Origin of the sequence: Streptomyces cellostaticus (assembly GCF_001513965.1) — a bacterium.
Classification (GTDB): Bacteria; Actinomycetota; Actinomycetes; order Streptomycetales; family Streptomycetaceae; genus Streptomyces; species Streptomyces cellostaticus.
Genome location: NZ_KQ948038.1, coordinates 118,907 through 142,662, shown reverse-complemented (window position 1 = coordinate 142,662; position 23,756 = coordinate 118,907). Strand labels below are relative to the sequence as shown.

General features: G+C 71.6%; 22 protein-coding genes. 10 read left to right on the top strand and 12 right to left on the bottom strand.

The window, feature by feature from the left end; all coding sequences use genetic code 11:
• Positions 1 to 448 precede the first annotated feature (448 nt).
• Positions 449 to 1,477 (top strand): tryptophan--tRNA ligase, encoded by a 1,029-nt coding sequence (trpS, locus tag AQI88_RS33335; RefSeq protein ID WP_067006404.1) that lies wholly within the window; start codon positions 449 to 451, stop codon positions 1,475 to 1,477.
• 50 nt (positions 1,478 to 1,527) lie between these two features.
• Here trpS and proC read toward each other — a convergent pair whose 3' ends face one another.
• The 6 genes from proC to AQI88_RS33305 all read right to left on the bottom strand — a co-directional run bounded on the left by proC (position 1,528) and on the right by AQI88_RS33305 (position 5,901).
• Positions 1,528 to 2,340 (bottom strand): pyrroline-5-carboxylate reductase, encoded by an 813-nt coding sequence (gene proC / locus AQI88_RS33330; RefSeq protein ID WP_067006401.1) that lies wholly within the window; start codon positions 2,338 to 2,340, stop codon positions 1,528 to 1,530.
• Positions 2,341 to 2,428: 88 nt separating this feature from the next.
• Complete coding sequence (locus tag AQI88_RS33325; protein ID WP_067006398.1) at positions 2,429 to 3,211, bottom strand: ABC transporter permease; 783 nt, start codon at positions 3,209 to 3,211, stop codon at positions 2,429 to 2,431.
• A complete protein-coding gene (locus AQI88_RS33320; protein WP_067006395.1) occupies positions 3,208 to 4,005 on the bottom strand; it encodes an ABC transporter ATP-binding protein in 798 nt (265 codons plus the stop codon). Before AQI88_RS33320 ends, AQI88_RS33325 begins: the two co-directional genes overlap by 4 nt.
• A gap of 117 nt (positions 4,006 to 4,122) precedes the next feature.
• Complete coding sequence (locus tag AQI88_RS33315; RefSeq protein WP_067006392.1) at positions 4,123 to 4,917, bottom strand: class I SAM-dependent methyltransferase; 795 nt, start codon at positions 4,915 to 4,917, stop codon at positions 4,123 to 4,125.
• 105 nt (positions 4,918 to 5,022) lie between these two features.
• Entirely contained in the window at positions 5,023 to 5,547 is a 525-nt protein-coding gene (locus tag AQI88_RS33310) for a hypothetical protein (protein WP_067006389.1), read from the bottom strand.
• A gap of 42 nt (positions 5,548 to 5,589) precedes the next feature.
• Entirely contained in the window at positions 5,590 to 5,901 is a 312-nt protein-coding gene (locus AQI88_RS33305) for an SH3 domain-containing protein (protein WP_067006386.1), read from the bottom strand.
• 181 nt (positions 5,902 to 6,082) lie between these two features.
• On the opposite strand from AQI88_RS33305, the gene AQI88_RS33300 reads away from it, so the two are divergent.
• Positions 6,083 to 8,191, top strand: a complete 2,109-nt coding sequence (locus tag AQI88_RS33300) for a serine/threonine-protein kinase (protein WP_067006383.1) — start codon at positions 6,083 to 6,085, stop codon at positions 8,189 to 8,191.
• A gap of 74 nt (positions 8,192 to 8,265) precedes the next feature.
• Here AQI88_RS33300 and ilvD read toward each other — a convergent pair whose 3' ends face one another.
• The 4 genes from ilvD to AQI88_RS33280 form a co-directional block, all read right to left on the bottom strand.
• Positions 8,266 to 10,119, bottom strand: coding sequence for a dihydroxy-acid dehydratase (ilvD, locus tag AQI88_RS33295; RefSeq protein WP_067006380.1), 1,854 nt, complete (start codon positions 10,117 to 10,119; stop codon positions 8,266 to 8,268).
• 109 nt (positions 10,120 to 10,228) lie between these two features.
• Positions 10,229 to 10,834, bottom strand: coding sequence for a TetR/AcrR family transcriptional regulator (locus AQI88_RS33290; protein ID WP_067006377.1), 606 nt, complete (start codon positions 10,832 to 10,834; stop codon positions 10,229 to 10,231).
• Positions 10,831 to 11,652 (bottom strand): sugar phosphate isomerase/epimerase family protein, encoded by an 822-nt coding sequence (locus tag AQI88_RS33285; RefSeq protein WP_398698133.1) that lies wholly within the window; start codon positions 11,650 to 11,652, stop codon positions 10,831 to 10,833. Before AQI88_RS33285 ends, AQI88_RS33290 begins: the two co-directional genes overlap by 4 nt.
• Before the next feature lie 138 nt (positions 11,653 to 11,790).
• Positions 11,791 to 12,723 carry a Ppx/GppA family phosphatase gene (locus tag AQI88_RS33280; RefSeq protein WP_067006369.1) on the bottom strand — a complete coding sequence of 311 codons (933 nt, stop codon included), beginning with the start codon at positions 12,721 to 12,723 and terminating at the stop codon, positions 11,791 to 11,793.
• Between the two features lie 71 nt (positions 12,724 to 12,794).
• Between AQI88_RS33280 and AQI88_RS33275 the strand changes: the two genes are divergently transcribed.
• Positions 12,795 to 13,634 (top strand): DUF3109 family protein, encoded by an 840-nt coding sequence (locus AQI88_RS33275; protein WP_067006366.1) that lies wholly within the window; start codon positions 12,795 to 12,797, stop codon positions 13,632 to 13,634.
• Between the two features lie 19 nt (positions 13,635 to 13,653).
• Here AQI88_RS33275 and AQI88_RS33270 read toward each other — a convergent pair whose 3' ends face one another.
• A complete protein-coding gene (locus AQI88_RS33270; protein ID WP_067006363.1) occupies positions 13,654 to 15,345 on the bottom strand; it encodes a BACON domain-containing protein in 1,692 nt (563 codons plus the stop codon).
• Between the two features lie 197 nt (positions 15,346 to 15,542).
• Here AQI88_RS33270 and radA point away from each other — a divergent pair, with 197 nt between their 5' ends.
• Together radA and disA are read left to right on the top strand one after the other, a co-directional pair.
• On the top strand, positions 15,543 to 16,952 hold the full coding sequence (radA, locus tag AQI88_RS33265; RefSeq protein WP_067006360.1) for a DNA repair protein RadA: 1,410 nt from the start codon (positions 15,543 to 15,545) through the stop codon (positions 16,950 to 16,952).
• 81 nt (positions 16,953 to 17,033) lie between these two features.
• Positions 17,034 to 18,158 carry a DNA integrity scanning diadenylate cyclase DisA gene (disA, locus tag AQI88_RS33260; RefSeq protein WP_067006356.1) on the top strand — a complete coding sequence of 375 codons (1,125 nt, stop codon included), beginning with the start codon at positions 17,034 to 17,036 and terminating at the stop codon, positions 18,156 to 18,158.
• Positions 18,159 to 18,287: 129 nt separating this feature from the next.
• On the opposite strand, the gene AQI88_RS33255 is transcribed toward disA, so the two are convergent.
• Positions 18,288 to 19,097, bottom strand: coding sequence for a hypothetical protein (locus AQI88_RS33255; RefSeq protein WP_208615976.1), 810 nt, complete (start codon positions 19,095 to 19,097; stop codon positions 18,288 to 18,290).
• Positions 19,098 to 19,278: 181 nt separating this feature from the next.
• Between AQI88_RS33255 and AQI88_RS33250 the strand changes: the two genes are divergently transcribed.
• The 5 genes from AQI88_RS33250 (at position 19,279) to cseC (ending at position 23,721) form a co-directional block, all read left to right on the top strand.
• Positions 19,279 to 20,154: an HhH-GPD family protein gene (locus tag AQI88_RS33250; protein WP_067006353.1), complete on the top strand. Its 876-nt coding sequence runs from the start codon at positions 19,279 to 19,281 to the stop codon at positions 20,152 to 20,154.
• A 272-nt stretch (positions 20,155 to 20,426) separates the two neighbouring features.
• Positions 20,427 to 20,966, top strand: a complete 540-nt coding sequence (locus AQI88_RS33245; protein WP_067006350.1) for a SigE family RNA polymerase sigma factor — start codon at positions 20,427 to 20,429, stop codon at positions 20,964 to 20,966.
• Positions 20,954 to 21,604: a hypothetical protein gene (locus AQI88_RS33240; protein ID WP_244184435.1), complete on the top strand. Its 651-nt coding sequence runs from the start codon at positions 20,954 to 20,956 to the stop codon at positions 21,602 to 21,604. Before AQI88_RS33245 ends, AQI88_RS33240 begins: the two co-directional genes overlap by 13 nt.
• A 33-nt stretch (positions 21,605 to 21,637) precedes the next feature.
• The gene (cseB, locus tag AQI88_RS33235) at positions 21,638 to 22,342 is read left to right on the top strand and encodes a two-component system response regulator CseB (protein ID WP_067006348.1); all 705 of its coding nucleotides are present in this window, start codon (positions 21,638 to 21,640) and stop codon (positions 22,340 to 22,342) included.
• Positions 22,343 to 22,353: 11 nt separating this feature from the next.
• Positions 22,354 to 23,721 (top strand): two-component system sensor histidine kinase CseC, encoded by a 1,368-nt coding sequence (cseC, locus tag AQI88_RS33230; protein ID WP_067006345.1) that lies wholly within the window; start codon positions 22,354 to 22,356, stop codon positions 23,719 to 23,721.
• Positions 23,722 to 23,756: the final 35 nt, after the last annotated feature.

Genomic DNA, 23,756 nt, shown 5'->3' with positions numbered 1-23,756 from the left:
GCGGCTGTTGGGCCGTTCCGACGAGTGAGACTTTAGCGGATTCCTGGCTCCCGAGCTAATCGGGGGCTGCGTCCTTTCGAACGCGGATTCCTCATTTCGCAAATGCGCACACCAAAGCAGTCGGCGCCGAAGCGTCGAAGAGTGGGTGGTACTTGCGGAATGGCTGTCCGGGGACCGACCGGAGTCGGCGCTCACGTCGGACAACCCGGAGAACACTACGTAGCCGGGAGGGGCGTGTCAACTCGCCTGCGGGGGCCACTCCCCAGGCGTACTCTGTGACACATGACTACGCATACGTGCACCCAGCAGTGGTGGGCCGCCTGACGGCGGCCGCGCTCACGTATGCACTTCAACGGCCGCCGCCTCGGCGGCCGTTTTCGTATCTCCCTCCAGGACTCCGGGGGTCGGCCGCACGGGGACGGCGGTCCCAACCAGGAGTGGAGAAGAGATGACACGGGTCTTCAGCGGGATCCAGCCGACCGGGCACCTGACCCTCGGGAACTACCTGGGGGCTATGCGCCGCTGGGCCGAGGTGGACCAGCACCGGTCGGACGCGCTGTTCTGCATCGTCGATCTGCACGCGCTGACCGTGGACCACGATCCGGCGCGGGTGTGCAGGCTCAGCCGGCAGGCGGCCACGCTGCTGCTGGCAACGGGACTCGATCCCGAGGTGTGCACCGCGTTCATGCAGAGCCATGTCGACGAGCACACCCGGCTGTCGTACCTGCTGGAGTGCGTGGCGACCGACGGCGAGATGCGGCGGATGATCCAGTACAAGGAGAAGGCCGCGCGGGAGCGGGAGCGCGGCGGGAGCGTACGGCTGTCGCTGCTGACCTACCCGGTCCTGATGGCGGCGGACATCCTGGCGTACGGGGCGGACGAGGTGCCGGTCGGGCACGACCAGGCGCAGCACGTGGAGCTGACGCGGGATCTGGCGGTGCGGTTCAACCAGCGTTACGGGCACACGTTCGTCGTGCCGAAGGTGACGCTTCCGGCGGTGGCGGCGCGGGTGATGAACCTGCAGGACCCGACGAAGAAGATGGGGAAGTCGGACGAGTCGGGGGCTGCGGGGGTCGTCTACCTGTTGGACGAGCCGGACGTCGTGCGGAAGAAGGTGATGCGGGCGGTCACCGACAGCGGGCAGGAGGTCGTCTACGACCGGGAGACGCGGCCGGGGCTCGCCAATCTGCTGGAGATTCTCGCAGCGTGCACGGACGGGAACCCTGAGTCACTGGCGAGCGTTTACGACTCGTACGGCGCTTTGAAGAAGGACACCGCGGAGGCGGTGGTGGAGGTACTCAGGCCCGTGCAGGCCAGGCACAGGGAGCTGTGCGCGGATCCCACGTATGTGGAGGGGGTGCTGCGGGATGGTGCGGAGAAGGCTCGGGCGATGGCTCGGCCGATCGTCGATACCGCTTATCGGGCGATCGGGCTGCTGCCGCCCGTGGCGGAGCCTGCGCTGAGCGCGGGTCGCTAGCCGCGCTGTGGGGCGGCGGGGTGACCCGCCGCCCCAGGGTGCCGTGGGTTTCAGTCCTTCTTGCCGGAGGCGAGTTCGCGGCTGCGGTCGCGGGCGGCCTCCAGTGCGGCGATGAGGGCCGCGCGGACTCCGTGGTTCTCCAGTTCGCGGATGGCGTTGATCGTCGTGCCGGCCGGGGAGGTGACGTTCTCGCGGAGCTTGACGGGGTGCTCGCCGCTGTCGCGGAGCATCACGGCGGCGCCGATGGCGGACTGGACGATGAGGTCGTGGGCCTTGTCGCGGGGCAGTCCGAGCAGGATGCCGGCGTCGGTCATGGCCTCGACCAGATAGAAGAAGTACGCCGGGCCGGAGCCGGACAGGGCGGTGCAGGCGTCCTGCTGGCTTTCGGGGACGCGGAGGGTCTTGCCGACGGCGCCGAAGATCTCCTCGGCGTGGGCGACGTGTTCGGCGGTGGCGTGGCTGCCCGCGGAGATGACGGACATGGCCTCGTCGACGAGGGCGGGGGTGTTGGTCATGACGCGGACGACCGGGGTGCCCGTGGCGAGGCGCTCCTCGAAGAAGGAGGTGGGGATGCCGGCGGCTCCGCTGATGACCAGGCGGTCGGCGGGGACGTGCGGGGCGAGTTCGTCCAGGAGGGCGCCCATGTCCTGCGGCTTGACGGTGAGGATCAGGGTGTCGGCGGTCTTGGCGGCCTCGGTGTTGCTGACCGTGGCGACTCCGTAGCGGGTGCGGAGTTCTTCGGCCCGCTCGGGTCGGCGGGCGGTGACCAGGAGGTCGGCGGGGGCCCAGCCGGCCCGGATCATTCCGCTGAGCAGGGCTTCGCCGATCTTGCCGGTGCCGAGGACTGCGACTTTCTGGCTCATGCGGTTCAGTTTGGCACCGGGGATTAGGGGTGCGGGTTGTTTGTCCGGTGGGCGGACTCGGTGGGACGGGAAGCAAACGCCTCGGCGCTCATGCCGTGCGTCGCCTCAGCGTCGCTGCTCCCAGCGCCAGGACCAGTACCGCGCAGCCCGCCACGATCAGGACGTCGCGGACGAAGGTCGCCGTCATGTCGGTGTGGTGGAGGACCTGGTTCATGCCGTCGACGGCGTACGACATCGGCAGGACGTCGGAGACGGCCGTGAGGACGGGGTGCATGTCGGAGCGAGGGGTGAACAGGCCGCACAGGAGGAGCTGGGGGAAGATCACCGCGGGCATGAACTGGACCGCCTGGAATTCCGAGGCCGCGAAGGCTGAGACGAAGAGGCCGAGGGCCGTGCCGAGCAGGGCGTCGAGGAGGGCGACGAGGAGGAGCAGCCAGGGGGAGCCGGTGACGTCGAGGCCGAGGAGCCAGACCGCGAGGCCGGTGGCGAGGGCGGACTGGACTACGGCGAGGGCGCCGAAGGCGAGGGCGTAGCCGGCGATGAGGTCGGCCTTGCCGAGGGGCATGGCGAGGAGGCGTTCGAGGGTGCCCGAGGTGCGTTCGCGCAGGGTGGCGATGGAGGTGACCAGGAACATCGTGATCAGCGGGAAGATGCCGAGCAGGGAGGCGCCGATGTTGTCGAAGGTGCCCGGGCTGGCGTCGAAGACGTAGCGCAGCAGGATCAGCATCAGGCAGGGGATCAGGATCATCAGCGCGATGGTCCTCGGGTCGTGGCGGAGCTGGCGCAGGACGCGGGCCGCGGTGGCGGTGGTGCGGGCGGCGTTCAGGGCGCTGGTGGGTGCGGCCGGGGCAGTGGGTGTCGTCGTGCTCATCGGGTCGTCTCCTTGGTGCGGTCGGCGGCGACCGCTTCGTCCACGAGGTGCAGGAACGCGGCCTCGACGGTGTCGGTGCCGGTCCGGGTGCGCAGGGCATCGGGGGTGTCGTCGGCGAGGATCCGGCCGTCGCGCATGAGGAGCAGGCGGTGGCAGCGCTCGGCTTCGTCCATGACGTGGGAGGAGACGAGGAGGGTGGCGCCCCGGTCGGCGGCGAGGGCGTGGAAGAGGTTCCACAGGTCACGGCGCAGGACGGGGTCGAGGCCGACCGTCGGCTCGTCGAGGACGAGGAGTTCGGGAGTGCCGAGGAGGGCGACGGCGAGGGAGACGCGGCTGCGCTGGCCGCCGGAGAGGTTGCCGGCGAGGGCGTCGGCGTGGCTGGTGAGGTCGACGTCGGCGAGGACGCGTTCGGTGTCGTGGCGGCGTTCGGCGGTGGCGCGGCCGGGGTTCAGGATCGCGGCGAAGTAGTCGAGGTTCTGGCGGACGGTCAGGTCGTCGTAGACGGAGGGGGCCTGGGTGACGTAGCCGATGCGGCTGCGCAGGGCGGGGTGGCCGGCCGGGAGGCCGAGGACGTCGAGGGTGCCGGTGACCTTGGCCTGGGTGCCGACGATGGAGCGCATGAGAGTGGACTTGCCGCATCCGGAGGGGCCGAGCAGGCCGGTGATCTGGCCGCGGGGGACGGTGAAGCCGAGGTGGTGCAGGACGGTGCGGGGGCCTCGTACGACGGTGAGGTCCTCGGCGTGGACGGCGTCCGGTGCCGTGGGGTGGAGGGGATCGGGCGCATAATTCATCATGCGATGAATAATCTGCCTGGCCGTTGATGCCGTCAAGGGGAGGAGGCCGGTGTGCCGTACACGAAAGCGGCGGCCCGGGAAGGAACCGGGCCGCCGCCGCTGCTGGGAGATGTCGGGTCAGGGCTTGGTCGCGACGAGCAGAAGCACGTCGTACGTCTCCTCGACGATGCCGTCCGGGAAGACCTTCAGCAGGTGGCTGCGCTCCTCCTCCAGGAAGGCGGTCCTGCGCTCCTCGGCGGTGACGAGGAAGAAGGAGTGGCTGCCGAGGTTGGCGAGGTGGGTGTCGACGGGGACGCGGCGGCTCCAGCGGACCTCGCGGCGGGTGAAACGGAGGCGGCCGCTGGGGTCGGCCAGGTCCGTGTTGTCCGCGGCCTTGCGCTTCTCGGCCATGTCCACACCGGTGAACCGGCCGATGCGGGCGGCTGCCTCGGTGATCCACTCGACGCCGAGGGCCTCGGTGTTCCACCACAGCGCCAGCGCGCCGCCCGGCCGCAGGACGCGCAGCGCCTCCGGCACCGAGCGGGCGGTGTCGGTCCAGTGCCAGGCCTGGGCGTAGGTGAGGAAGTCGGCGTGGGCGTCGGCCACGGGGAGGGCGTTGCCGTCGCCCCGCACGATCGGGATGTGCGGCAGACCGCGCCGGAACTCGGTGGCCATGCCCGCACCGGGTTCGACGGCGAGGACGTCGGCGCCGCGTGCGTGCAGCAGAGCGGTCGCGATGCCGGTTCCGGCACCGACGTCCACGACCCGGGCTCCGGACAGCGGCCGGCCGGCCAGTTCCTCGACCGTGTCGAAGAGAGCGGGCGGATAGGAGGGGCGGTTCGCGGCGTACTGCGCGGCTGCGGCGTTGAAGGAGTGGGCGCGCAGGGCGGGCGACGGCGCGGACGGCTGGGGAGAGGCTGGGGTCGCGGTCATGCCGTCATGGTGCGCGGAGTGGGGCGCGCGGGGACAACGGGTATACGGGCGAGTCAGCGCTTTCCGGCCAGGCGCACAGCCTTATGGCTCACGGGCGTTCGTCGCTCACCGGCGCCGCTTCTTCTTCGAGGGGTTGCCGGTGCGGCGGGTGGAGCGGCGGTCGTACTCCTCGCGGGCCTTCTCGTACTCCTCACGGTGCAGCTTCTCGCCCGGGGCCTCGGTGAGGGAGCGGAAGAAGTAGGCGAGCAGGGAGCCGACGAAGCCGATGGCCAGCAGGCCGCGCAGGGAGGCCTGTCGTGCCGGGTCATGGCGCTTGCCGAAGCCCTCCCAGGTGTTGCGGAAGGCGAGCGCGCTGCAGATCGCGAACACGGCGACGATCAGCACGGTCACGAAGGCACCCGTGTCGGCGATCTGGATGCCCTCGTAGGCGAAACGCAGGATCAGGCAGGAGACGGTGGCCGCGGTGAGCGAGCCGACGGCCACTGCGGCGCGGCGGGCCGGGTACCCGTTGCTGTGGTTCACCCAGGACGTGCCGAAGAAGCGCAGGGGTTCCGGGCGGGGGCCGCCGCCCTGGGCCGCGCCGCGTGCGGAGCCCGCCGGGGTGTCCGGGGTGCCGGTTTCGTCGCTCACGGGACGATTATGGCTGCCAGGTGGGGCGGGCTCCCGGGCGGGTCAGCCGCAGCGCGGGGCGATGTAGCCGTCGCTGCCCGTCTGGACGAAGGCGTCGGAGACGTACTCTCCGTTGCTGATGTTGTCCCAGACGTTCGTCGTGCCGTACGGGCCCGTGACGGTGGTGCCCGGAGACTGGCAGTAGACGTGGACCTTGGCTCCCTCGGGCAGGACGCGGACGAGGTTGTAGCCGGTGCCGGGGCCGCTGCGGACGTTCAGGCGGACGCCCGGGGCGACCGAGTAATAGCGCAGGGACTCCGTCGTGACCGCTGCCGCATCCGTGTTGCCGGCCTCTTCGACGCGCTCGACAGACATCGAGTGCCTCCCCCCGTTGTTCCCATGACTGTCATGGGGTCCCGTTGATTGCCCTGAATCGAGTGACGAAACACCTGTACGCAACTCGCAGACAGACGCTAGCAAGCCGCCTCGGTCTCGTACGAGTCATCGACTAGGCTCCGTGCGTCGCGCGCGCGGACGAACAGCACGGGGGTGGTCCATGACGCCACAGCGCAACACCGGAGCGGGCGCGGAAGCGGAACTTCCTGAGTACGCCGGCCACTACCACCTGGAGTCGTGTCTGGGCTCCGGTGGCATGGGGGTCGTACACCTCGCCCGCAGCACGTCCGGGCTGAAGCTCGCGGTCAAGGTCGTACACGCCGAGTTCGCCAGGGATCCCGAGTTCAGGGGCCGGTTCCGGCAGGAGGTGGCCGCCGCTCGGAGGGTGAGCGGTGCCTTCACCGCGCCGGTCGTGGATGCCGATCCGGATGCCGAGCGGCCCTGGATGGCCACGCTGTTCATCCCCGGTCCGACCCTTTCCGATCATGTGAAGCGGAACGGGCCGATGCCGGCCGCCCAGTTGCGGCGGCTGATGGCCGGGCTCGCGGAGGCACTGCGCGACATCCATCGGGTGGGGGTCGTCCACCGGGATCTCAAGCCGAGCAACGTACTGCTCGCCGAGGACGGACCGAAAGTGATCGACTTCGGCATCTCGCGGCCGAAGGACAGTGAACTGCGGACCGAGACCGGGAAGTTGATCGGCACTCCCCCGTTCATGGCACCCGAGCAGTTCCGGCGGCCGCGGGAGGTCGGGCCGGCGGCGGACATCTTCGCGCTCGGTTCGGTGCTGGTGCATGCGGCGACCGGGCGGGGGCCGTTCGACTCGGACAGCCCGTATGTCGTGGCGTATCAGGTGGTGCACGACGAGCCGGATCTGGCCGGGGTGCCGGAGAGCCTGGCTCCGTTGGTGCTGCGCTGCCTCGCCAAGGAGCCGGAAGAGCGGCCGACTCCCGATGAGTTGATGCAGGAGCTGCGGTCGGTGGCCGCCTCGTACGACACGCAGGCGTTCATACCGGCGCAGCGGACGAGTGAGGAGGACGACGACCCGGGTTCGAAGGCCGGTCCCCGGCAGACCGCCGAGCGGCCCGGGAAGCGCCGGGGGAAGCGGGTGGCGGCCGTGGTGGGCGCCGCGGCGCTCGGCCTGGCCGTGGTCGGCGCCCTGGTCTCGGTGCGGCTGTTCGACGGCACCCCGCACCCGTCCGAGGACGGGCGTCCGCGGACCGTGTCGGCCGCGTTCGGCTCCTGGGCCGCCGGTCCGGTCGGGGCGGGCAAGGGTATGCCGCAGTGCTCCTACGGCGCGGGGAAGTTGCTGTGCGCCCGGCCCGGCGTGGTGTTCGCCCTGTCGCCCGCCGATGGCAGCCTGCTGTGGCAGCACCCCGTCGCGACGCAGACCACGAGCGAACCGCCGGTGCTGTCCGCCGGCCTCGTGCAGCCTTGCACGAGCGGCGGATCGCGTCTGGCGGCCCTCGACCCCGCCTCCGGCAAGGAGGTCTGGCAGCGGCGTCTGCCCCGGGACACGACGATCCACTACGCGGGCGGCATGGCTCTGCTCACGCGTCCCGACGGGACGGTCAGCGGCGTGGACGCGGCGACCGGGGACACGAAGTGGCAGCGCGGGTTCCCCGGGCAGGGCGCGCCGGCCTTTCTGTCGTTCTCCGGGGACTCGTCGGCCTATACGGCCCGTACCTCCGTCGACGGTTCGAGCACCCGGGTGACCGCGGTGGATCCGCGCACGGGGCGGGTGCGCTGGGACGCCCGGCTGACCGGGGCGCTGAAGCCGTTCGGTGTCCAGAGCGGCTCGGTGTTCTTCCTCTCCGTCGACAGCGTCTACGGCAACACCAAGGAGGTCGTCCGTTATACGCCCGCCTCGAAGGAGACGGGCCGGATGAAGCTGCCCGTCGCGCTGGACGACGCCCAGGCGAGCGTGCGCGGGCACCTCGTCCATCTGCTGGGCACCGGTGGCTCCCTGGTCGCCGTCGACATGGACGCGAAGAAGCAGCTGTGGCGTCTGGAGACGTCCGTGAGCCGGGGTTCGACGCCCGTCACGGACGGCGCGCACGTGTACTTCAGCGCGGGTGACGGACGGCTGCTCGCCGCCGACGCCCGGCTGGGTACGCTCGTCGGGCAGACCCGTGCCCGGATGGGGGCGAACTCGTCCCAGGTCATGGGAGCGCCGACGGAACCCGTGATCGTCGGCGGCCATGTCTACGCCACCGCCCCCGACGGCAGCGTCTTCGCCGTGGACGGACGCGACCCGTCGGCCTGGTGACCCACGAAAGGGCCCCGTGACACGCGAAGGGGCCGCCCCACCGAGGGGGGCGGCCCCTGTCGTGAGCCGATGGGTCAGCCCAGCTTGTTCACGTCCCGCACCGCGCCCCTGTCCGCGCTGGTCGCCATCGCCGCGTACGCGCGGAGGGCGGCCGAGACCTTGCGGTCGCGGTTCTTGGGGGCGTAGGCGCCGTCCAGGGCCTGCTCGCGGCGGGACAGTTCCGCCTCGTCCACCAGCAGCTCGATCGTGCGGTTCGGGATGTCGATGCGGATGCGGTCGCCGTCCTGGACCAGGGCGATCGTGCCGCCGGAGGCCGCCTCGGGGGACGCGTGGCCGATGGAGAGGCCGGACGTGCCGCCGGAGAAGCGGCCGTCGGTGATCAGGGCGCAGCTCTTGCCGAGGCCGCGGCCCTTCAGGTACGAGGTCGGGTAGAGCATCTCCTGCATGCCGGGGCCGCCCTTGGGGCCCTCGTAGCGGATGACGACGACGTCGCCGTCCTTGACCTCCTGGGTGAGGATCCGCTGGACGGCCTCCTCCTGGGACTCGCAGACCACGGCCGGGCCCTCGAAGGTCCAGATGGACTCGTCGACACCGGCCGTCTTGACCACGCAGCCGTCCACGGCCAGGTTGCCCCTGAGAACCGCGAGGCCGCCGTCCTTGGAGTACGCGTGCTCGGCCGAGCGGATGCAGCCGCTCTCGGCGTCGTCGTCCAGGGACTCCCAGCGCTCGGACTGGGAGAAGGCCTCGGCGGAGCGGACGCAGCCGGGGGCCGCGTGCCACAGTTCCACGGCCTCGGGGGACGGGGAGCCGCCGCGCACGTCCCACGTCTTCAGCCAGTCGGCCAGGGACGGGCTGTGCACCGCGTGCACGTCCTCGTTCAGCAGGCCCGCGCGGTGCAGCTCGCCGAGGAGGGCGGGGATGCCGCCGGCGCGGTGCACGTCCTCCATGTAGTACGTGCGGTTCTTCGCGACGTTGGGCGCGACCTTGGCGAGGCAGGGGACGCGGCGCGAGACCGCGTCGATCTGTTCCAGGCCGAAGGGGACGCCCGCCTCCTGGGCTGCGGCCAGCAGGTGCAGGATCGTGTTCGTGGAGCCGCCCATCGCGATGTCCAGGGCCATGGCGTTCTCGAAGGCCTGGAAGGTGGCGATGTTGAGCGGGAGGACCGTGTCGTCGTCCTGCTCGTAGTAGCGGCGGGTCAGGTCCATGACCGTGCGGGCGGCGTTCTCGTAGAGCGCCCGGCGGGCCGTGTGGGTGGCGAGGACCGAGCCGTTGCCGGGCAGGGAGAGGCCGATGGCCTCGGTCAGGCAGTTCATCGAGTTGGCGGTGAACATGCCGGAACAGCTGCCGCAGGTCGGACAGGCGTTCTCCTCGATACGGAGGATGTCCTCGTCCGAGATCTTGTCGTTGACGGCGTCGGAGATCGCGTCGACCAGGTCGAGGGTGCGGACCGTGCCGTCGACCAGCGTGGCCCGGCCGGACTCCATCGGGCCGCCGGAGACGAAGACCGTCGGGATGTTCAGGCGCAGGGCCGCCATCAGCATGCCCGGGGTGATCTTGTCGCAGTTGGAGATGCAGACCAGGGCGTCGGCGCAGTGGGCCTCGACCATGTACTCCACGCTGTCCGCGATCAGGTCGCGGGAGGGCAGGGAGTACAGCATGCCGCCGTGGCCCATCGCGATGCCGTCGTCCACGGCGATCGTGTTGAACTCGCGCGGGATGCCGCCGGCCTCCTTGATCGCCTCGCTGACGATCCGGCCGACCGGCTGCAGGTGGGTGTGGCCCGGCACGAACTCCGTGAAGGAGTTGGCGACCGCGATGACCGGCTTCCGGCCGATGTCCGCACCGGGTACACCGGAGGCGCGCATAAGGGCGCGGGCGCCCGCCATGTTGCGGCCGTGGGTGACTGTGCGGGACCTCAGCTCGGGCATCGTCGCTCGCTCCTTCGAAGACCTACTGCCAGAGAGTTCTGACTCCCTACGAGCGTACGCCGCCGCTCCAAGGGCTGGACAAGGTTGTCCGGAATGCGGGACAGGTGTTTCACGGCGCCGTCAGATGGCGCTGCACCACCGGCGCCACCCGCGTGATGATCTGCTCCAGGTCCGCCGAGGCCAGCGGCTCCAGCTTGATCACGTAGCGCATCATCGCCGTGCCCACGATCTGCGCGGCGGCCAGCTCGGCCCGCAGCTCCGCGTCCGGCAGGTCCACCTGGGCGGCGATACGGCGCAGCAGCTGGGACGCGACGAGGCGGCGGAAGACGGCGGCGGCGGTCTCGTTGTTCACGGCGGACCGCAGGATCGCGAGGAGGGGCGCACGGGTCGTGGGGTTCTCCCAGACGCCGAAGACGAAGCGGGTCAGCCGCTCCCCGACCCCGTCCAGCGGGCCGTCGGCCACCGCGTTCGGTGCGTCGAGCGCGGGCGCGAAGGCGACCTCGATGGCCGCCTCGAAGATCTGCTCCTTGGTGCCGAAGTAGTGGTGGACCAGCGCCGAGTCGACACCGGCCGACTTGGCGATCCCGCGTACGGACGTCTTCTCGTACCCGCGTTCGGAGAACTCCTCGCGGGCCGCGGTCAGGATCCGGTCGCGGGTGTCGGCGGACTCTGCGCGCGGCGGCCGTCCCCTTCGGCGCGCGGTGGCCCCGGTCATCGCCGGGGCACCTTCACCGCGGAGGCCAGGTGCTCGCGGGTGAAGGCCAGGGCCTCGGCGAGGTCGGCCTCGCGTTCGGCGCTGGACATCGCCCGCCGGGTGTTGACCTCGATCACGACGTGGCCGTCGAAGCCGGTGAGCGCGAGGCGTTCCAGCAGCTCGGCGCAGGGCTGGGTGCCGCGTCCCGGGACCAGGTGCTCGTCCTTGGCCGAGCCGCGTCCGTCGGCGAGGTGGACGTGGCCGAGGCGGTCGCCCATGCGGTCGATCATGTCCAGGGCGCCGGTGCGGGCCGTGGCCGTGTGGCTGAGGTCGATCGTGAAGTGCCGGTAGTCGTCCTTGGTGACGTCCCAGTCGGGGGCGTAGGCCAGCATCTCGCGGTCGCGGTAGCGCCAGGGGTACATGTTCTCGACGGCGAAGCGCACATCCGTCTCGTTCGCCATCCGCCAGATCCCGGCGACGAAGTCGCGGGCGTACTGCCGCTGCCAGCGGAAGGGCGGGTGGACGACGACGGTGTCGGCGCCCAGCTTCTCGGCGGCCGCCCGGGCCCGCTGGAGCTTGACCCAGGGGTCGGTGGACCAGACCCGCTGGGTGATCAGCAGACAGGGGGCGTGGACGGCCAGGATCGGGATGCCGTGGTAGTCGGACAGGCGGCGCAGGGCCTCGATGTCCTGGCTGACCGGGTCCGTCCACACCATGACCTCGACGCCGTCGTAGCCGAGGCGCGCGGCGATCTCGAAGGCCGTCGCCGTCGACTCCGGGTACACGGAGGCGGTCGACAGCGCGATGCGCACGTCCGTTGGTTCAGCCACGTCCGTCACCTTACGGGGTCGGGTGGTGGGGGGGCTGGGTGCCTATTCGCCGTTGTGACGATCGCCATTTGCGGGTGCGGGGCGTTGTGGTTGCTCGCGCCCACGCGGCGGAGCCGCATCCCGATACGGCCCCGCGTCCCTGGGCAGCTATGCGCTTCCCATGTGATCGAGGCGCCGTAGGATCACGCCCTCCCTCAGGGCCCAGGGACAGACCTCCAGGCTTTCCACTCCGAACAGGTCCATCGCGCCCTCGGCCACCAGGGCGCCGGCCAGTATCTGGGCGGCCCGGCCCTCCGAGACGCCGGGGAGTTCGGCGCGCTGGTCCGCGGTCATGCCGGACAGGCGCGGCACCCAGGCCTCCAGGGACTCCCGCTTGAGTTCGCGCTGGACGTAGAGGCCCTCGGCGCTGCGGGCGGCGCCGGCGATGCGGGCCAGCTGCTTGAACGTCTTGGAGGTGGCGACCACGTGGTCGGGGGCGCCGAAGCGGCTGAATTCGCCGACGGTCCGGGCGATCTGTGCGCGGACGTGGCGGCGCAGGGCGCGGATGTCCTCGGGGTCGGGCGGGTCGCCGGGCAGCCAGCCCGCGGTGAGGCGGCCGGCGCCGAGCGGCAGCGAGGCGGCCGCGTCCGGCTCCTCGTCGATGCCGTAGGCGATCTCCAGGGAGCCGCCGCCGATGTCCAGGACCAGCAGTCTTCCGGCGGACCAGCCGTACCAGCGGCGGACGGCGAGGAAGGTGAGCCGGGCCTCCTCCGCGCCGGTGAGGACCTGGAGTCGTACGCCGGTCTCGTCCTCCACGCGCGCGAGGACGTCGTCGGCGTTGCTGGCCTCGCGCACGGCGGAGGTCGCGAACGGCAGCAGGTCCTCGACGCCCTTGTCCTCGGCAGCCTGGAGGGCGTCCCGTACGACTCCGATCAGCTGGTCGATGCCGTGGTCGCCGATGGCACCGCTGTCGTCGAGGAGCTGGGCGAGGCGCAGTTCGGCCTTGTGAGAATGCGCGGGCAGCGGGCGCGCGCCGGGGTGAGCGTCCACCACCAGCAGATGCACCGTGTTCGATCCCACGTCCAGGACACCGAGTCTCATGTACGGAACGCTACTGCCAGATCCACTGTGCTCGGTCCCCGCAGCGCCCCTGGGCCACTTACCCTGGACGCGTGCCAAAGACGAAAAAGGCGAAGGACGACAAGGGAGCCAAGTCTTCCAAGTCCGGCAAGACACCCAGGAAGGCCCCGAAGGCGAGCGACGAGAAGGGGCTCGATTTCGCGCGCGCATGGGTGGAGTTCCCTGATCCGGCGGACGACGAGCAGATCTTCCGCTGCGATCTGACATGGCTGACCTCTCGCTGGAACTGCATCTTCGGCAGCGGCTGCCAGGGCATCCAGGCGGGCCGCGCGGACGACGGGTGCTGCACGCTGGGCGCCCACTTCTCCGAGGAGGACGACGAGAAGCGGGTCGCCCAGCATGTGGCGAGGCTCACGCCGGAGATCTGGCAGCACTACGACGAGGGCACGCGGGACGGCTGGATCTCCGAGGACGAGGAGGGATCCCGGCAGACCCGGCCCTTCCAGGGCTCGTGCATCTTCCAGAACCGCGCCGGGTTCGCGGGCGGCGCGGGCTGCTCGCTGCACATCCTCGCCCTGAAGGAGGGCCGGGAGCCGCTGGAGACCAAGCCGGACGTGTGCTGGCAGCTGCCGATCCGGCGGACGTACGACTGGATCGACCGGCCGGACGACACGCGCGTGCTCCAGGTGTCGATCGGCGAGTACGACCGCCGGGGCTGGGGTCCGGGCGGCCATGACCTGCACTGGTGGTGCACGTCGGCGACCTCGGCGCACGGCGCGGGCGAGCCGGTGTACGTCTCCTACCGCGCCGAGCTGACCGAACTGATGGGCAAGGCCGGCTACGACCGCCTGGTCGAGCTGTGCGAGCAGCGACTGGCATCGCAGCTGCCCCTGGTGGCACCACACCCGGCGGACCCGGAGCAGGGCAGCTGAGGGTCTCTGCCGCGGCACGCTAGCTGCCCGACGGGCTCGGCGTGCCGTCGTCACTGGGCGGCGGGGACGAACTCGGCGACGGGTCGGACGGGGTCGGGGCCGTGGGGCTGGGGCTGGAGCTCGGGTCGGTCGGGGACGGGGGCTGGCTGGAGGGCGGGGGCGTGGGGGGCGAGGAAGGGGGCGTCGTCGGATCGGCGCTCGGGGTCGGGGGCGGGGTCGCGGGACCGCTGGGGGCGGTGCCGTAGCCGTCGATGGTGACCACCGCGCCGGCCGGTGAGACCGCCAGCTGCGCGCGCCAGTGGCCGGACGGCTCGCGCAGATGGTCGACGTACACCTTGATCGTCAACGTCTGGCCGGGGGCGAGGGTTCCCGACGAGCGGCTGAGGTAGAGCCAGGCCGCCGAGGTGGACGCGGACCAGCGGACCGGGGCGGAACCGGAGGCGCTGAGGGTGATCAGTGTGGTGTCGCCGTCGTTGCCGGCGCTGACCGCGAGCCGTCCGGCGCCCTTCTTGTCTCCTCCGGAGACGCTGACGACCTCCACGGAGACGTCCGAGGTGCCCTCCTTGCCCGGGCTGCTGCGGGGCTTCACGCTGGCGTTGCCCGCGTTCTCGTAGCCGCCCGCGGCGTTGCTGCCGAGCGCGTCGGGGCCCTGTGCCTCGCGTGCGGTGGACGCGCGGCCGTCCTCGCCGACGGCGGGCGCGCCCCGGTAGGCGGCCCACAGGGCGAGCACGGGGGCGGCGACCACGGTGGCGACGACCGTCGTGGTGACAGCACGCGCGCGGAGGCGGTCGCGGCGGGCCGCGTGGTCCTTGGGGTCCATCGGGAAACCGCGCCGGTCGAAACGCGGGACGGCCGCGCCCCGCGCGCGCGGGTGGTGCGCGAGGGCGACGTGCAGGGCCACGCGGGGCGCCTCCAGGACGGGCAGCTCGGCCGGGGTGACCGTGGCGCCGGGCCAGCGGCCGGGCACCGCGCGCTCGGCGGTACGGCGGCAGCGCGGGCAGTCGTCGACGTGCCGGACCAGCTCGCGGCGCAGGGCCGTGCTGAGGACCAGCTGGCTGTCTCCGGTGAGGTGGGCCACGCTCGGGCAGCCGCCGGTCTCGACCACGGCGAGTGCGGCGCGGGTGCGCTCGACCTCGCAGGCGGCGGAGGCCAGCAGCTCGCGGGCGGTGGCGGGCTCCATGCCGAGGACGGCGGCGACCTCGTGGGCGGCGAGGTGGTGGCGCACGGCGAGTTCGAGGGCCTCGCGCTGCTCGGGGGTGGTGCCGGCCGCTTCCGGCCAGGCGAGCAGGGCGAGTTCGCGGCGCCGCTGCTCCTGGACCTCGGGCGCGACGGGCGGATCGGGTACCTGTTTTCCGGCTGCGGGACGGCCCGCTGCGTGGCTGGTCTGACGTTTCTGCTTGGCCTCGGCGAGCCCCCGCAGACACGCCCAGCGGGCCAGCGCGTACAGCCACGCCCTGCGGTCGGCGGCGGCCTCCGGGACGCGCTGCCCGCGCCGCTCCGCCAGCGCGAGGACGTCCCCGAGGGCGGCGGTGGCCGCGTCGTGGTCGCACAGCACGGACAGGCAGTAGGTGAACAGACCGTCCAGGTACGGCTCATAGCGCGCAGGCGGACGCTGGGCGAGGGTGCGTGCGGCGGCTCGGTCGCGCGCTTCGCGGTGCGCACGATGCGCGCCGGTGGTGCGGGTCGTCGTCTCCGGACTGCGGCTCATCACCCGTGCGACCGTAGGCGGCGCCGGAGTACCCCTTCTCGTACCTTGAGCACTTTTAATCCATACGGGTGAAACGATCCCTCATAAGGGGACAGGAACCCCTCATTCCGCGGCTCGAACCCGATGGGCCGTGGCCGGTACCGGATCACCCACCTGCGACCCGGGCGGGCTCTGTCAGTGCCGCGGGCTACGGTTTCCGCATGGCTGCCCGTACGAAGACCACCAAGGACCGCCCGTCCTACCGCTGCACCGAGTGCGGCTGGCAGACGGCCAAGTGGCTCGGCCGCTGCCCCGAGTGCCAGGCCTGGGGCACGGTCGAGGAGTACGGCGCACCCGCGGTCCGTACGACGGCGCCGGGCCGGGTGACCAGCTCCGCGCTGCCCATCGGCCAGGTCGACGGCAGGCAGGCCACCGCCCGCACGACCGGCGTGCCCGAGCTGGACCGGGTGCTCGGCGGCGGTCTCGTCCCCGGCGCGGTCGTCCTGCTCGCGGGCGAGCCGGGCGTCGGCAAGTCCACCCTGCTGCTGGACGTGGCCGCGAAGTCGGCGAGCGCGGAGCACCGCACCCTGTATGTGACCGGCGAGGAGTCCGCGAGCCAGGTCCGGCTGCGCGCCGACCGCATCCACGCCCTCGACGACAACCTGTATCTGGCCGCCGAGACCGATCTGGCGGCCGTCCTCGGCCACTTGGACGAGGTGAAGCCCTCCCTGCTGATCCTCGACTCGGTGCAGACGGTGGCCTCCCCGGAGATCGACGGCGCCCCCGGCGGCATGGCCCAGGTGCGCGAGGTGGCCGGCGCCCTGATCCGCGCCTCCAAGGAGCGCGGGATGTCCACGCTGCTGGTGGGCCACGTCACCAAGGACGGCGCGATCGCCGGTCCCCGGCTGCTGGAGCACCTGGTGGACGTGGTGCTGCACTTCGAGGGCGACCGGCACGCGCGCCTGCGCCTGGTGCGGGGCGTGAAGAACCGCTACGGCGCCACGGACGAGGTCGGCTGCTTCGAACTGCACGACGAGGGCATCACGGGCCTTACGGACCCCAGCGGACTTTTCCTTACCCGTCGTGACGAACCGGTCCCCGGCACCTGTCTGACCGTCACCCTGGAGGGCCGCCGCCCGCTGGTGGCCGAGGTGCAGGCGCTGACCGTCGACTCCCAGATCCCCTCCCCGCGCCGGACCACCTCGGGTCTGGAGACCTCCCGGGTGTCGATGATGCTCGCGGTGCTGGAGCAGCGCGGCCGGATCAGCGCGCTCGGCAAGCGGGACATCTACTCCGCGACCGTCGGCGGCGTGAAGCTCTCCGAGCCGGCCGCCGACCTCGCCGTCGCGCTCGCGCTCGCCTCGGCCGCCGGTGACATCCCACTGCCGAAGAACCTGGTCGCGATCGGTGAGGTGGGTCTGGCGGGCGAGGTCAGACGGGTCACGGGCGTGCAGCGCAGGCTCGCCGAGGCGCACCGGCTGGGCTTCACGCACGCGCTCGTGCCGGGTGATCCGGGCAAGATCCCGTCCGGCATGAAGGTCCTGGAAGTCGCCGACATCGGGGAAGCGCTGAGGGTGCTGCCGCGCTCCCGTCGCCGGGAGGCCCCGCGGGAGGCGGAGGACCGCCGGTAGACTTTGCCCAGGTCTCGCCCGTCCGTACGAACCGAGTGCGCACGACGGCGGCGCCCCAGAACCTGCGACCGGAGGAGTGCAGTGGCAGCCAACGACCGGGCAGCAGCTCCCGGAAAGTCCGGTGGGAGTGCCGGTACCGATGGCCTGATGCGCGCCTCGCTGAGCGCCGTGGCTCCGGGTACGGCCCTGCGTGACGGCCTGGAGCGGGTCCTGCGCGGCAACACCGGCGGGCTCATCGTGCTCGGCTCCGACAAGACCGTCGAGGCGATGTGCACCGGCGGGTTCGTCCTGGACGTGGAGTTCACGGCGACGCGGCTGCGGGAGCTGTGCAAGCTGGACGGCGGCATCGTGGTGTCGTCGGACCTGTCGAAGATCCTGCGGGCCGGTGTGCAGCTGGTGCCGGACCCGACGATCCCGACGGAGGAGACGGGTACACGTCACCGCACGGCGGACCGGGTCTCGAAGCAGGTCGGCTTCCCGGTGGTGTCGGTCTCCCAGTCGATGCGGCTGGTCGCCCTGTACGTCGACGGGCAGCGCCGTGTCCTGGAGGACTCGGCGGCGATCCTGTCCCGCGCGAACCAGGCGCTGGCGACCCTGGAGCGGTACAAGCTCCGCCTGGACGAGGTCGCGGGCACGCTGTCGGCGCTGGAGATCGAGGACCTGGTGACGGTCCGGGATGTGTCGGCGGTCGCACAGCGTCTGGAGATGGTCCGCCGCATTGCCACCGAAATCGCTGAATACGTGGTCGAACTGGGCACGGACGGTCGCCTTCTGGCCCTCCAGCTGGAGGAGTTGATCGCGGGCGTCGAGCCGGACCGTGAGCTGGTCGTCCGGGACTACGTGCCCGAGCCCACGGCGAAGCGCTCCCGCACCGTCGAGGAGGCACTGTCCGAGCTGGACGCCCTCACCCACGCGGAACTTCTCGAACTGGGGACGGTGGCGCGAGCGCTGGGCTACACGGGCTCGCCCGAGACCCTCGACTCCGCGGTGTCCCCGCGGGGCTTCCGCCTCCTGGCCAAGGTCCCCCGGCTCCCCGGCGCCATCATCGACCGCCTGGTGGAACACTTCGGCGGCCTGCAGAAGCTGCTCGCTGCGAGCGTCGACGACCTCCAGGCCGTGGACGGAGTCGGCGAAGCGCGTGCCCGCAGCGTGCGCGAGGGCCTGTCCCGGCTGGCCGAGTCGTCGATCCTCGAGCGGTACGTCTGATCCGGGGGCTGCCCGTTTCGTCCGGTCCGGAGGCTGCCCGTTACGTCGTCGGCTGCGGGTCGGCGGGGGGGCTGGTCGCGCAGCTCCCCGCGCCCCTCAGGTACTCGCGGCACCGCCCACCGGCATGACCTAGTCGGCCGACAGCACGAACGAAGCCTGGGCCTTGGCGAAGCCAGGGGCCTTCGCCTCCAGCAAGTACGTCCCCGTCTTCGCCGACCCCGCCGGAGGCGTCGCGCACTGGGCGGCACTCGGCTTGCGGTCCCACTGCACGGTGTAGGTGATGCTCTGCCCCGCAGGCACCCGGAACACCAGACTCGCCGAACCCTTCGGGCAGTCGGCCGAGGACCAGTAGGCGTCACCGGCGTCCGCCGGCGTGATCGTCAACACCGCACTCTTCGGCCCGAGATCGACCTTGCAGTCACCGGACGCCGTGTTTTTCGCGGTGAGTTCGAAGGTCGGCGTCTGGTCCGGCGAGTAGGAGTTGTGCCGGCTGCGCAGACTCAACGAGACGGCCGATGCGGTGCAGTTGGGCAGCGAAGAGGACGCCGGCAGCGTGTCGCCCGTACCGACGGCGCCACCGCCGGAAGCCGAACCCGAGCCGCCACCGGATCCCGACGAGCCGGAGCCCCCCGTACCGTCCGAGCCCGAGCCGCCGTCCGATCCGGAACCGCTCCCGCCGGAGTCCCCGCCGCTCGACTCGTCGCGCCCGCCCGGGTGTTGACTGATGGCGGGCCCCGTGGAGGACGGACCCGGCGTGATCGTGGAGACGGGATTCTTGCCGTTGGACCCGCCGGCGTCCTTCTTGCCTCCCCCGTCGCCGGACGTGACGATCCAGGCGATCAGCAGCGCCAGCAGGGCGGCCACCGACAGCATGACGGCCCTCCGTCGCCAGTAGATGGAGGAGGGAAGCGGCCCGACCGGATTGCGCAGAGATCCCACGGCGCAAACTGTACGAGAGATCGCCGCGCTTGCTTGCGTCACCCGCCGCCCGAGCGTCAACTTTTCCGGATCATCATCCCGGCAACTACCGTCAGAAACACCACCTTTCACCCATCATCACGCTGCGTGTCCGCCCCGCCACCGACCATGCCCGGCCGAGCCGTGGCAGGATCGGAAGGCCATGACTGAGAAGCTCCACGCTCCCGTGATCGCCTGGTTCGACACCCACGCCCGCGACCTCCCCTGGCGCCGCCCGGAGGCGGGTCCGTGGGGCGTGATGGTCAGCGAGTTCATGCTCCAGCAGACCCCGGTGAGCCGGGTCCTGCCCGTCTACGAGCAGTGGCTGGCCCGCTGGCCGCGCCCCGCCGACCTCGCCGGGGAACCCCCGGGCGAGGCGGTGCGCGCCTGGGGCCGGCTCGGCTACCCGCGCCGCGCCCTGCGCCTGCACGGCGCCGCCCTCGCCATAACGGAGCGGCACGGCGGGGACGTACCGACGGATCACGCACAGCTGCTGGCGCTGCCCGGCATCGGCGAGTACACCGCGGCCGCGGTGGCGTCCTTCGCGTACGGGCAGCGGCACGCGGTGCTGGACACGAACGTCCGCCGGGTCTTCGCGCGGGCGGTGTCAGGGATGCAGTACCCGCCGAACGCCACCACGGCCGCCGAGCGACACCTGGCCCGTGAGCTGCTGCCCGAGGACGAGCGGACCGCCGCCCGCTGGGCCGCCGCGTCCATGGAGCTGGGCGCACTGGTGTGCACGGCGAAGAACGAGGGCTGTCAGCGCTGCCCGATCGCCCCGCAGTGCGCCTGGCGGCTCGCGGGCAAGCCGGAGCACGAGGGACCGCCGCGCCGCGGGCAGACGTATGCGGGCACGGACCGCCAGGTGCGCGGCAAGCTGCTCGCCGTGCTGCGGGAGGCGCATACGCCGGTGCCGCAGGCGGCGTTGGACCGGGTGTGGCACGAGCCGGTGCAGCGCGCCCGCGCACTCGACGGGCTGGTGACGGACGGCCTGGTGGAGCCGCTGCCGGGCGGGCTGTACCGGCTGCCGCTGACCTGACACACAGCCAAGTCACAGCGCGCGGGCCTTCGTTACGGCCCACCGAACCCGATAAAGCACCTCATAACTGGACATAAGGGTGGACCCCTCTACCCCGTTCCTGTGTCTGTTACACAACCGACGGACAGCCGATTGCTAGCCGCGGGCTCCTGCGCACAGCCCCGTGACAACCGCTCCGTAGCTTTTTCCTCGTGCCCGGCAGACCGCGGGCCAGTGGGACAGCAGGACTTCAGGCAACAAGCCGGAGTACACGGGGATGGAGGCGGTTGATCATGGCGCAGGGCGAGGTGCTCGAATTCGAGGAGTACGTCCGCACCCGGCAGGACGCGCTGCTGCGCAGCGCCCGCCGACTGGTCCCGGACCCGGTCGACGCCCAGGACCTGCTGCAGACCGCACTGGTACGGACGTACGGCCGCTGGGAGGGCATCGCGGACAAGCGGCTCGCGGACGCCTACCTGCGCCGGGTGATGATCAACACTCGTACCGAGTGGTGGCGGGCCCGCAAACTGGAGGAGGTCCCGACCGAGCAGCTGCCGGACGCGTCCGTGGACGACTCCACCGAGCAGCACGCCGACCGGGCACTCCTCATGGACATCATGAAGGTTCTCGCTCCGAAGCAGCGCAGCGTCGTGGTGCTGCGACACTGGGAGCAGATGTCCACGGAGGAGACGGCCGCCGCCCTCGGCATGTCGGCCGGTACGGTCAAGAGCACGCTGCACCGGGCGCTCGCCCGGCTCCGCGAGGAGCTGGAGGCCCGCGATCTGGACGCACGCGCGCTGGAGCGTGAGGAGCGGGAGCGTTGCGCGGCCTGACCGAGGCCGGGCCCAGCCAGGCCCGAGGGAGTTCACTGGCGGTGATCGCGGCTGCGGCCTCGATCGCCGCCCTCGCCCTTTTCCTCGCCGCGTGCGGCAGCGGCGGCACGGGGGCCCGGGACGAGGGCCCGGCGCACGCGTCCGCGGTGGCGGGCGCCGTCGTCTCGCCGACGTCCAGCCCCTCCGAGGCCTACCGGAGCGTGGACGCCGTGGCCCTGCTCAAGGACGACCCCGCGGTCTCGGCGGCCGTCAAGCGCGACCTGAAGCCGTGCGAGGGCGACGACTATGCGGTCGACGTCTCCTACGGCGACCTGACCGGCGGCTCCGTGGACGATGTGCTCATCAACGTCCTCACGTGCGCCGACAAGATCGGCCTCGCCACGTATGTGTACCGGGACGAGGGCGGCACGTTCAAGAATGTCTTCAAGAACGAGGAGTCCCCGGTCGTCGCGGACATCGAGCAGCGCACCCTGAGCGTGACCAAACAGGTGTACAAGAAGGACGACCCGATCTCGAGCCCCTCCAGCGAGGACGTGATCACCTACGTCTGGAAGGCAGGACGGTTCGTCCAGCAAGGGCGCCCCGTCCACAACGACTACGGCAGCGGCGGGGACGCCATGCCCGTGCCGGACAACTGACCGACCATCTGACTGAGAACTGAGAGCAACGGGATGGCAGACCAGACCCACGTCCTGTTCGTCGAGGACGACGACGTCATCCGCGAGGCCACGCAGCTCGCCCTGGAGCGGGACGGCTTCGCGGTCACCGCCATGCCCGACGGGCTTTCCGGCCTGGAGGCGTTCCGGGCGAACCGCCCGGACATCGCCCTGCTGGACGTCATGGTCCCGGGCCTGGACGGCGTCAGCCTGTGCCGCCGTATCCGGGACGAGTCGACCGTGCCGGTGATCATGCTCTCGGCGCGCGCCGACTCCATCGACGTCGTCCTCGGCCTGGAGGCGGGCGCCGACGACTATGTGACCAAGCCGTTCGACGGTGCCGTCCTGGTCGCCCGGATCCGCGCGGTGCTGCGCCGCTTCGGGCACGCCGGCGGGGCCGCGCAGACCGGGGAGTCCCCCGCGGAGGTGGACGGCGGCCCGCTGAGCTTCGGTGACCTGGAGATCGACACCGAGGGCATGGAGGTGCGCCGGGCCGGGCAGCCGGTGGCGCTCACCCCGACCGAGATGCGGCTGCTGCTGGAGTTCTCCAGCGCGCCGGGGACGGTGCTTTCGCGCGACAAGCTCCTTGAGCGGGTGTGGGACTACGGCTGGGGCGGGGACACCCGGGTCGTCGACGTCCATGTGCAGCGGTTGCGGCAGAAGATCGGCCAGGACCGGATCGAGACGGTCCGCGGCTTCGGCTACAAGTTGAAGGCCTGAGCGGGGCGGCCATGCGGGGGATCATTCGGCACCCGGTGGGAGGCTTGGAGCGCGTGGGCCTCAAGACCGGGCTCAGATGGAAACTCAGCGCGGCGATCGCCCTGGTCGCCGGGCTTGTGGCCATCGTGCTCAGCCTGGTCGTGCACAACGCCGCCTGGGTCTCGATGCTGGACAACGCGCGCGACCTGGCCAACGAGCGGGTGCAGGTCGCCCAGGGCAACTACGAGCGGTACGGGCGGCTGAACTTCCCCAACATCAGGATCGACGACCCCGGGCTGCCGCCCGCCCTGCGCGAGAAGGTCGAGGAGGGCCGCCGGGTCAGCGACGTCTCGGACCGCGGCGGAGGGTCGCCGGAGATCTGGGCGGCCGTACCCGCCAAGGACGGGCATGTGCTGTCCCTGCACAGCCACTTCCCGGACCGCTCCACGGACGTGATGAAGGACCTCGACCAGGCGCTGGTCATCGGCTCCATCGCGGTCGTGCTCGGCGGCAGCGCGCTCGGCGTGCTCATCGGCGGGCAGCTGTCGCGGCGGCTGCGCAAGGCGGCGGCCGCGGCGGGCCAGCTCGCCAACGGCGAGACGGACGTGCGGGTGCGGGAGGCCATCGGCGGGGTCGTACGGGACGAGACCGACGATCTCGCGCGCGCCGTGGACGCCATGGCCGACGCACTGCGGCAGCGGCTGGAGGCGGAGCGGCGGGTCACCGCCGACATCGCGCACGAGCTGCGCACCCCGGTGACGGGCCTGCTGACCGCGGCCGAACTGCTGCCGCCCGGCCGGCCGACCGAGCTGGTCCTGGACCGCGCGAAGGCGATGCGCACCCTGGTCGAGGACGTCCTGGAGGTGGCCCGCCTCGACGGCGCCTCCGAGCGGGCCGAGCTGCAGGACATCATGCTGGGCGAGTTCGTGGCCCGGCGCGTGGCCGCCAAGGACCCGGCCATCGTCGTACAGGTGGTGCACGAGTCGGAGGTCACCACCGACCCGCGCCGCCTGGAGCGGGTGCTGTTCAACCTGCTGGCCAACGCCGCCCGGCACGGCAGACCGCCGATCGAGGTCAGTGTCGAGGGCCGGGTCATCCGCGTGCGCGACCACGGCCCCGGTTTCCCCGAGGAACTGCTCGCCGAGGGCCCGAGCCGCTTCCGCACCGGCAGCAAGGACCGCGCCGGTACGGGCCACGGCCTGGGCCTGACCATCGCGGCCGGCCAGGCCCGGGTGCTGGGCGCCCGCCTGACCTTCCGCAACGTACGCCCGATCGGCGCCCCCGAGCACATCCCGGCGGAGGGCGCGGTGGCCGTCCTCTGGCTCCCGGAACACGCCCCCACCAGCACGGGCAGCTATCCCATGATGCCGCTGTCCGGCGGCACCAAGCAGGGCGGCTGAAGTCCGCTGCGGCTCGGCAGCGCCCTGAAGGGGCG

Excerpts from the sequence above, each read along its gene's own strand:
- AQI88_RS33250 (WP_067006353.1), top strand. The coding sequence starts at position 19,279 with ATGACTGAGAAGCTCCACGCTCCCGTGATCGCCTGGTTCGACACCCAC.
- proC (WP_067006401.1), bottom strand. The coding sequence starts at position 2,340 with ATGAGCCAGAAAGTCGCAGTCCTCGGCACCGGCAAGATCGGCGAAGCC.
- cseC (WP_067006345.1), top strand. The coding sequence starts at position 22,354 with ATGCGGGGGATCATTCGGCACCCGGTGGGAGGCTTGGAGCGCGTGGGC.
- AQI88_RS33305 (WP_067006386.1), bottom strand. The coding sequence starts at position 5,901 with ATGTCTGTCGAGCGCGTCGAAGAGGCCGGCAACACGGATGCGGCAGCG.
- AQI88_RS33300 (WP_067006383.1), top strand. The coding sequence starts at position 6,083 with ATGACGCCACAGCGCAACACCGGAGCGGGCGCGGAAGCGGAACTTCCT.
- AQI88_RS33325 (WP_067006398.1), bottom strand. The coding sequence starts at position 3,211 with ATGAGCACGACGACACCCACTGCCCCGGCCGCACCCACCAGCGCCCTG.
- AQI88_RS33315 (WP_067006392.1), bottom strand. The coding sequence starts at position 4,917 with ATGACCGCGACCCCAGCCTCTCCCCAGCCGTCCGCGCCGTCGCCCGCC.
- radA (WP_067006360.1), top strand. The coding sequence starts at position 15,543 with ATGGCTGCCCGTACGAAGACCACCAAGGACCGCCCGTCCTACCGCTGC.
- AQI88_RS33320 (WP_067006395.1), bottom strand. The coding sequence starts at position 4,005 with ATGATGAATTATGCGCCCGATCCCCTCCACCCCACGGCACCGGACGCC.
- ilvD (WP_067006380.1), bottom strand. The coding sequence starts at position 10,119 with ATGCCCGAGCTGAGGTCCCGCACAGTCACCCACGGCCGCAACATGGCG.
- cseB (WP_067006348.1), top strand. The coding sequence starts at position 21,638 with ATGGCAGACCAGACCCACGTCCTGTTCGTCGAGGACGACGACGTCATC.
- trpS (WP_067006404.1), top strand. The coding sequence starts at position 449 with ATGACACGGGTCTTCAGCGGGATCCAGCCGACCGGGCACCTGACCCTC.
- AQI88_RS33245 (WP_067006350.1), top strand. The coding sequence starts at position 20,427 with ATGGCGCAGGGCGAGGTGCTCGAATTCGAGGAGTACGTCCGCACCCGG.
- AQI88_RS33290 (WP_067006377.1), bottom strand. The coding sequence starts at position 10,834 with ATGACCGGGGCCACCGCGCGCCGAAGGGGACGGCCGCCGCGCGCAGAG.
- AQI88_RS33280 (WP_067006369.1), bottom strand. The coding sequence starts at position 12,723 with ATGAGACTCGGTGTCCTGGACGTGGGATCGAACACGGTGCATCTGCTG.